Genomic DNA, 8,334 nt, shown 5'->3' with positions numbered 1-8,334 from the left:
TCGATCCGGCCTCCGCCTCGCAATGATAAACGAACAGCCGCGGCAGATAAAGCATGCCGGCCATCCAGGCGATGACCGCGATCACATGCAACGCTTTGACCCACTCGTACATCCGCAAGCCTCGCCCGTTCGCAAAATCCGTTGTCTTCAAAACTCCGGAACGCCCTTCTAATCTCGGCGTTGCCTATACGCGAGCCCCGTCCTGAAGCGAGACATATCCGCAAAGCACCGCTTCTCTAAACTAATAATTCTAGAATCTTAGGTTTGAGTCTAAGTAGCGGTGATTAGCGCCCGCGCAAGAATGTCCCGCGGTTGATCCCTCTTGTTCACATCCATCAACATTCCACGCCGATCAGCGCACGATCCAAATAACGTCACTGGCTTCAGGCGCTTGCGCCCGCTTGTCGTCAGCTTATGAAGAGACAAGTCCACATAATCGCACTATCATTGCCGCCGGTAGATGGACTTATCCCTACTTCGAGGCCTGTGAAGAAAAAGCCGGGTTATCCCTGACCGCTCGACCCCCGTCCGATTCTCCCAGGTAAGGTCCACAAGGATTCACAGGTTACACAGGGGTTCAGGTGCCCACGTCCGGCAGTTATTTTCATCTTCACCTGGTCTCTGATTCGACCGGTGAGACCCTGATCACGGTGGCGCGCGCGGTGGCCGCGCAATACGCCAACGTGACGCCGGTCGAGCATGTCTATCCGCTGGTGCGCAGCCAGAAGCAGCTCGATCGCGTGCTGGATGAAATCGAGGAGGCGCCCGGCATCGTGCTTTTCACTTTGCTGGAAAAGGATCTGGTCGGCCGGCTGGAAGCCAAGTGCCAGCAGATCAATATACCGAGCCTCTCGATCATCGGCCCGGTCATGCAATTATTCCAGGCGTATCTCGGCGCCGCCACCACCGGGCGCGTCGGCGCGCAGCACACCCTGAACGCGGAATATTTCAAGCGCATCGACGCCTTGAACTATACGATGATGCATGATGACGGCCAGCACGTCGAAGGACTGGAAGAGGCCGACGTGGTCCTGGTTGGGGTGTCCCGCACTTCGAAGACGCCGACCTCGATCTATCTCGCCAACCGCGGCATCCGCACCGCGAATGTTCCGCTGGTGCCGGGCATTGCGCCCCCGCTTCAGCTGGAGTTGCTGAAAAAGCCGCTGGTGGTCAGCCTGCATGCGACGCCGGAGCGCCTGATTCAAGTTCGGCAAAACAGGCTGTTGAGCCTGGGGGCCGGTACCGGCAACGACGACTATATCGATCGGCAGGCTGTCGCCGACGAGGTCGCGTTCGCGCGGCGATTGAGCGCCAAATTCAATTGGGCGCAGCTTGACGTGACGCGGCGATCAATCGAGGAGACCGCGGCCGCGGTTCTGAAACTGTTCACCGACAGACAGCGGCAACGGCTTCCCGAATGACGCTCTGGCGCGGGCCATCTCCGTTGATCCTGGCGTCGCAAAGCCGCGCGCGGCAAATGCTGCTTGCCGGTGCCGGCATTGATTACCAAGCCGTGCCGGCCGACATCGACGAGAGGGGTGTGCAGCAATCCTCCGGCCTGACCTTGCCCGGCGACATCGCCGCGTTGCTGGCGGGTGAGAAAGCCCGGGCGGTGTCGAGCCGACATCCCGGCCAATTCGTTGTCGGCGCAGACCAGACCCTGGCGCTGGGGAAGCGGCTTTTCAGCAAGCCGGCCGGCAGGATGCAGGCGGCCGGGCAACTGCGCGCGCTGGCCGGCAACAGACATGAATTGCACTCCGCCGTTGCGGTCGCGCGCGACGGCAAGATCCTGTTCGAAACCGTTGCTGTCGCGGGGATGACGATGCGGCCGCTCGCTGCGGCCGAAATCGAGGCTTATCTGAACGAGGCCGGCGAAGCCGTTACCTCCAGCGTCGGCGCCTACCAGCTGGAAGGGCTCGGTGTGCATTTGTTCGAGCGCATCGAAGGCGATCATTTCACCATCCTCGGCCTGCCGCTGCTGCAATTGCTCGCGTTTTTGCGTAGCGAGCGGCTGCTCGCCGTGTAAAAGGAAACCCGGACAAGCAGCCAATGGCGGGAGCTGGATGATCATTCTAGGGCTGACCGGCTCGATCGGGATGGGGAAATCAACCACCGCAAAACTGTTCGCGGAGGCCGGCGTTCCCGTCTACGACGCCGACGCGACGGTTCATGAATTATACGAAGGCGAGGCGGTGCCAGCCATAGAAGCGGCATTTCCCGGCACGACGGTCGACGGCAAGATCGATCGCGCGCGTCTGTCGGCGCAGGTGGTGCACGATCCCGCCGCGATAAAGCGGCTCGAGCAAATCGTCCATCCAATGCTGGGCGCCTCGCGGCAAAAATTCCTCGACGATGCGGAGCGGTCCGGCGCGCCGGTCGTGGTGGTCGACGTGCCCTTGCTGTACGAGACCGGCGGCGAGAAGCGCGTCGATGCGGTGGTGGTGGTCACGACCACGCCGGAAAATCAGCGCCAGAGAATTCTCGCGCGCGACAACATGACCGAAGAAAAGCTGGATGCCATCCTGGCGCGGCAGCTGCCCGATGCCGAAAAACGCCGGCGCGCGGATTTCGTGGTGGATACATCGCACGGGCTCGACCCTGTGCGGGCCCGGATCCGGGACATTCTGGATCAGACTGCTAAGATGCCGCAGCGGCGAACCTGATTCGCCTTTTTTCCGGTCTGTCCTCCATGCGCGAAATCGTTCTCGATACCGAAACCACCGGCCTCGACCCGCTGCGCGGCGACCGGCTGGTCGAGATCGGATGTGTCGAGATTATCAACCGCATGCCGACCGGCCAGATCTTTCACCGGCACATCAATCCCGAGCGCGCCATGCCGGCCGAAGCTTTCGCGGTACACGGGCTTTCGACGGAATTTCTCGCCGACAAGCCGCTGTTTTCCCATGTGGTCGACGAGTTCCTGGAATTCATCGCCGACGCGCCGCTGGTGATCCACAACGCGTCGTTCGACATCAGCTTCATCAATGCCGAACTCGACCGCATCAAGCGCCCGGCGATCGCGCGCGACCGGCTGGTCGATACGCTGACGCTGGCGCGGCGCAAGCATCCGGGCGTGTCGAACCGGCTCGACGATCTCTGCTCGCGCTATGCGATTGACAACTCCCGCCGCACCAAGCACGGCGCGCTGCTGGACGCCGAGCTTCTGGCCGAGGTCTATATCGATCTGATCGGGGCCCGGCAGTCGCAACTGATCCTGGCGGCCGAGACCCGCGATACCCGCTCGGGCGGATACGGCGAAATGCCGCGCCGGCAGCGCGAGGTGCCGCTGGTGCCGCGGATATCGGAGGAAGATCGCGCGGCGCATCGTGCCTTTGTCGCCACGCTGGGCGACAAGCCGATCTGGGACGATTTTTTGGGCGCGTGAGCAGTTAGCTCGGCTTGGCTTGTGCGCCTTGCGCCGCCGCCTGCCGTTCCATGTTCTGCCGATACAGGCCGACGAAATCCACGGGGTCGAGCATCAAGGGCGGGAACCCGCCATCGCGCACGGCGGTGGCGATGATCTCGCGCGCGAACGGGAACAACAGCCGCGGGCATTCGATCATCACCAGCGGGTGCAGGTTTTCCTTCGGCACGTTCACGATCCGGAACACCCCGGCATAGGCGAGGTCGAAGCTGAACATCACCTTGCCGGCGTTCTCCGCCTTGCCTTCGACCGAAAGCGTCACTTCGTACTCATTTTCGGCGAGATTGTTGGCGCTGACATTGATCTGGATGTTGATCGCCGGCTGCTGCTGTTGCGGCGCCAGCGAGCTCGGGGCGTTCGGATTCTCGAACGACAGGTCCTTGGTGTACTGCGCCAGCACGTTGAGCTGGGGAGGGGCCGCTTCGGGAGGCGCGCCGTTGCCGTCGGTCATGGAAATCTCTCCTGGAGCGTTTCAAGCAAACGGCGCCGGTCTTGCGTCCAAATTCGCTCGGGTATTGGGAAAATGCTGTTGACGGGGCGAGTGGCTAACATAGCCCCGCCTCACTCCACAAGGATGACAATCGCGCGCCGCCCGCCCAGCTGGGCCCCCGCTAATCACCCTGTGCGGCAAATAGCCGTCATTGGCGCCGAGAATACCCCTAAATTGTTGAATATGCGCGATTTCCGGGCATGATCGGGGTTTCCCCCCAAGATCAAAACGCGCTACAATTTAGTTTGTGGCAAACTGGCGAGAGTGCCGGCCTGGCCGATTTCCACCGGCATGGCTTTTCATGCCAAAACGCGCCATTGGTCGGGCCAAGTTTCGTGCCTACATGCTGCTGACCCATCCGTGACGTAGTCACTGCCATTCCCCTCGGAGGGAACGCTCTAGCGCCGGACCCGTTGCCGGCGTGAGAACCAGAAAGCAAAAGCGACGTGGATATTTACACCATCATCTTCCTGGCGCTGGCGGTCTTCATCTTCCTGCGCTTGCGCAATGTTCTCGGACAGCGCACCGGAGGCGAACGGCCGCCCTACGATCGCACGGCGCGCAACGTCGTGCAGGGCGCGCAGGAGAATAATAATGTGGTCCCGATACCGGGCGCGGTGATCGACCAGGCGCCGCTGGCGCCCACGGCGGACGTGGTGCCGCCGACCGACCGCTGGAAAGGCCTGGCTGAGCCCGGCACGCCGCTGGCCCAGGGGTTGGACGCCATTGCCGCGCTGGATTCCGCATTCGACCCCCGACATTTCCTGTCGGGCGCGCGCAGCGCCTATGAGATGATCGTGCTGGCGTTCGCCAATGGCGATCGCCGCGCGCTGAAGGACCTGTTGTCGTCCGAGGTCTATGACAGTTTCGAGGCCGTGATCAAGGATCGGGAGAAGCGCGAGCAGAAGACCGAAACCCGCTTCGTGTCGATCGACAAGGCCGAACTGGTGGGGGCGGAAGCGCGCGACAGGTCGGCGCAGCTGACGGTCCGCTTCGTGTCGCAGATGATCTCGGTCACCCGAGACAAGGCCGGCACGATCGTCGACGGCAATCCGGATAAGGTCACCGATATCACCGATGTTTGGACATTCGCCCGCGACGCTACTTCACGCGATCCGAACTGGAAGCTGGTTGGCACGGGAAGCGCTCACTAACGCACGCGGCGTCAAACGATACGCCATCGCGTTTTGTGTCATCGCCCTCGCGCTGTCGCTGGCTCCGTTCGCGGCAATAGCCGCGCGCAAATTGCATCCCGCGCGCACCGCAGAGCCTGCGCATCGGCATCTGCCATATCCCGCCCTCGAATGGCCGTTTCAGTTGAGCGGCAGCCAATACGCCCCGGTGGCCTGGGCCGATATCGCCGGCTGGAACGATGACGATCACTTTAAGGCCTACCAGGCGTTTCGCATCAGCTGCACGCCGATATCCGCGCAGCGCGATCCGCCGGCCGATCCGAAAGGAGATCCAAGGCCGCTCGGCGGCTCGTTGCGCGATCCCTGCCGCGCGGCCCGGGTTGCCGATATTTCCAACGGCGCCAGGGCCAGGGCTTTTTTCGAAGAACATTTTCTGCCCCTGCGCATCTCGCGGCTCGGGGAAGATCAGGGTTTTGTCACCGGCTATTACGAGCCGATCCTCGACGGGTCGCGAACGCAGACCGAGATCTACAACGTGCCGGTCTATCGCCGTCCCTCCAATTTATTCGTCCGCGGCTTCAAACAGGATGCGCCCAGCCTGCCCAACAAGGGCGAGGTGTTCCGCAAGATCGGCCGCCGCAAGCTCGTGCCCTATTACGATCGCGCCGCGATCGAGGACGGCGCGATCGCCGGCCGGGGCCTCGAGATTTGCTGGCTGAAAAGTCAGACCGATCTGTTGTTCGCGCAGATCCAGGGCTCGGCGCGGGTCCGGCTCGAGGACGGCTCGACCGTTCGCATCAATTACGACGCGCATAATGGCTATCCTTATACGGCGGTCGGCCGCATCCTGATCGACCGCGGCATCATCCCGAAAGAGCAGATGTCGATGCAGAAAATCCGGGAATGGATGGAGCAGAACCCCGACGGCGCCAACGAATTGCGGCGCCAGAACCGCGCCTATGTGTTCTTTCGCGTGGTGCCGCTCTCCGACAAGGATGAAGCGGTCGGCGCGCAGGGCGTCCCGCTGACGCCGGGCCGCTCGATCGCTGTCGACAAGGCATTGCATGTCTACGGCACGCCGTTCTTCATCGAAGGCGAACTGCCGATCGAATCGGAGCAATCGAAGACGCCGTTTCGCCGGCTGATGATCGCGCAGGACACCGGATCGGCGATAACGGGGCCCGCGCGCGCCGATCTTTATTTCGGCGCCGGCGTGGATGCCGGTCGGGTGTCCGGCCGGCTGAAGAACAATATGCGGTTTGTGATTCTGGTGCCGAAAAGCCTCGATCCGGCAGCGCGCGGCCGCAAGATGCCGCTGCCGGATGCCCGGCCGTCGGCGAAAATCGCCAGGCTGTTCCCGCAGGTCGATCCTCTAAAGGACCAGAAGAACGGCGCGAAACCGGCGGATGCCTCCCAGGCGTCAAGCGCAAAAGACGCGCCGAAGACCGCCGAGCCTGCCGGGAATGCAGCGGCCACGCCGGCGCAACCGGCAACCGCGGTGGCGCAGGCCTCGACGACGCCGGCCGCTGCCGCCAAAACCGTGCCGCTGCCGGAAGCCCGGCCGAACATCGCCCCGGCTCGCGTGGTGCATCGTCACCATCGCAATTATCGGGTTCATCGCGGCCGATGAAACGTTCCTCGACGCCGATCCCGGAATTGCCGGCGCCGCCACGCCGCAAACGCAGCTTGAGCGAAGAAGAGCGCGTGCTGTGGGAGAACGTGGCCAAGCAGGTAAAGCCGCTGCGCAAGAAACCGCGCGCCGCGAAGATTGAGGCGGCCGACGCTGCGGTCTCGCCCAAACCCGCTGTGTCGGCCGGTCCGCATCCGCCCGTCAAAATTCCGCGCTCGCCAAGAACCGAGGCGCCGGCCGCGCCGCCGCTGGCGCCTTTGGGGCGCCGCGAGCGCTCGCAATTGTCACGCGGCAAGAAACAAATCGACGCCCGGCTCGATCTGCATGGCATGACGCAGACCCGCGCCCATCACGCGCTGACAGGTTTCTTGCAGCGCGCCCACCATGACGGCCTGACCTTTGTGCTCATCATCACCGGCAAGGGCAAAATGGGCGCTGAGTCGGAGCGCGGGGTGCTGCGCCGTCAGGTGCCGCAATGGCTCAGTCTCCCGGAATTCCGCGCGCTGGTGGTCGGATTCGAAGAGGCGCATATCGGCCATGGCGGCGAAGGCGCGCTCTATGTGCGGATCAGGCGCTCTAGAACGGCCTGACGATTCCGACGCGTGGAATCAGTGTCACGATCCAGCCGAGAACGGTGGTCTTCGGGTCACGCGCCGGGATCGGCGGCACGGCGTGCGAGGCTGGGAGGGCTTTGACCGCGTGCAATATCAGGAACATGCAGACCGCCCAGTTTGAGATCCACCGGGAATAGTCGAACACCATCGCAAACATCACCAGATAGGCCGCGCTCACGATCACCAGGGCGACGACGACGACACGCCGATGCAGATCTTCGGAGAGCGCTCCGATCAAGTCGCCAAAATATTTCCAGAGCGGGGCGTGCAGCCAGATCAACAGCGCAAACACCGGAACGCCGAGGATGTTGGAAGGCATGCGGGCCCAGGTATCCGAGACTTCCTTGGCAAGCGGCTGATACCAGATGTAACTGAAACCGAGGAGATCGGTGCGGCTGGGGTCGGTCATCCGGCTCTGCAGATACTGAACGAATTCCGCCTCGGGCACTTTCATCGTTCCCGAAAATTGCGCTGCCAGGAACAACAGCCCGACGCACAGCGCCGCGGCGATGCCGATGGTTGCATTCTTCCGGTCAAAGCCCTGCACCAGATAATAGCGCAGCAGCACGATGACCGCGATGGTCGGCACATACATCAGGAGATGAATGTGGTGAACGAGGACGAGGATCACCGAGGCCAGCGCGGCGAGCAGGATGAATGCCAGCGAGCGCGCCGGCACCAGCAGCAGCAGAATCGCGAAGACGCAGCCGTAAATGTCAAAATGCCCGAGCGTATGCATGAAATTCTTCAGAAAGAACGGCGAGCCGGCCATGAAGACGAACAGCGGCACGTGCTCATCGTCGAACCCAAACGTCCGCCGGAACAGTTCGATGAACAGACCGGCGGTGATGACCCAGACCGTGCCGGAAATCGCAAATACGAGCCACGCCGGCACTTTGACTGTGAACAGCGATACGACCGCGCCGATCAGCGCGCGCTTGGTAAAGCCGAAATGATAATCGACCAAGAGGTGAATGTAGGGGACGTAGGGCTCGCGCGTGAGCTTGTAGAGAAAAACCCCGATCAGGACGGCGACGTTGACG

General features: G+C 62.5%; 10 protein-coding genes. 7 read left to right on the top strand and 3 right to left on the bottom strand.

Annotated elements, in window-relative coordinates; genetic code table 11:
- On the bottom strand, positions 1 to 112 hold a 112-nt coding region (locus tag QZ213_RS20315), incomplete at its 3' end, for a CopD family protein (protein WP_291687887.1).
- A gap of 469 nt (positions 113 to 581) precedes the next feature.
- Between QZ213_RS20315 and QZ213_RS20310 the strand changes: the two genes are divergently transcribed.
- From QZ213_RS20310 to dnaQ, 4 genes are read left to right on the top strand one after another with little or no spacing between them, the layout of a single operon-like run.
- Entirely contained in the window at positions 582 to 1,421 is an 840-nt protein-coding gene (locus QZ213_RS20310) for a pyruvate, water dikinase regulatory protein (RefSeq protein WP_291687886.1), read from the top strand.
- Positions 1,418 to 2,026, top strand: coding sequence for a Maf family protein (locus QZ213_RS20305; protein ID WP_291687885.1), 609 nt, complete (start codon positions 1,418 to 1,420; stop codon positions 2,024 to 2,026). Before QZ213_RS20310 ends, QZ213_RS20305 begins: the two co-directional genes overlap by 4 nt.
- Before the next feature lie 37 nt (positions 2,027 to 2,063).
- Complete coding sequence (gene coaE / locus QZ213_RS20300) at positions 2,064 to 2,663, top strand: dephospho-CoA kinase (protein ID WP_291687884.1); 600 nt, start codon at positions 2,064 to 2,066, stop codon at positions 2,661 to 2,663.
- A 26-nt stretch (positions 2,664 to 2,689) separates the two neighbouring features.
- Positions 2,690 to 3,385 carry a DNA polymerase III subunit epsilon gene (gene dnaQ, locus QZ213_RS20295; RefSeq protein ID WP_291687883.1) on the top strand — a complete coding sequence of 232 codons (696 nt, stop codon included), beginning with the start codon at positions 2,690 to 2,692 and terminating at the stop codon, positions 3,383 to 3,385.
- Positions 3,386 to 3,389: 4 nt separating this feature from the next.
- Here the strand turns inward: dnaQ and secB are convergent, their stop codons facing one another.
- Positions 3,390 to 3,875, bottom strand: coding sequence for a protein-export chaperone SecB (gene secB / locus QZ213_RS20290; protein ID WP_291687882.1), 486 nt, complete (start codon positions 3,873 to 3,875; stop codon positions 3,390 to 3,392).
- 485 nt (positions 3,876 to 4,360) lie between these two features.
- On the opposite strand from secB, the gene QZ213_RS20285 reads away from it, so the two are divergent.
- The 3 genes from QZ213_RS20285 (at position 4,361) to QZ213_RS20275 (ending at position 7,267) form a co-directional block, all read left to right on the top strand.
- Complete coding sequence (locus QZ213_RS20285; protein ID WP_291687881.1) at positions 4,361 to 5,068, top strand: Tim44/TimA family putative adaptor protein; 708 nt, start codon at positions 4,361 to 4,363, stop codon at positions 5,066 to 5,068.
- Between the two features lie 76 nt (positions 5,069 to 5,144).
- Positions 5,145 to 6,677, top strand: coding sequence for an MltA domain-containing protein (locus QZ213_RS20280; protein WP_365885080.1), 1,533 nt, complete (start codon positions 5,145 to 5,147; stop codon positions 6,675 to 6,677).
- Positions 6,674 to 7,267 (top strand): Smr/MutS family protein, encoded by a 594-nt coding sequence (locus QZ213_RS20275; protein WP_291687879.1) that lies wholly within the window; start codon positions 6,674 to 6,676, stop codon positions 7,265 to 7,267. Before QZ213_RS20280 ends, QZ213_RS20275 begins: the two co-directional genes overlap by 4 nt.
- Here the strand turns inward: QZ213_RS20275 and QZ213_RS20270 are convergent.
- A partial coding sequence (locus QZ213_RS20270) for a hypothetical protein (RefSeq protein WP_291687878.1) occupies positions 7,254 to 8,334 on the bottom strand: 1,081 nt, incomplete at its 5' end. The genes QZ213_RS20275 and QZ213_RS20270 overlap by 14 nt on opposite strands.

The sequence above is a fragment of the Bradyrhizobium sp. genome (genome assembly GCF_017881085.1).
Classification (GTDB): Bacteria; Pseudomonadota; Alphaproteobacteria; order Rhizobiales; family Xanthobacteraceae; genus Bradyrhizobium.
The sequence above is the reverse complement of the archived record's forward strand: the minus strand, read 5'-3'. Positions and strand labels throughout refer to the sequence as shown.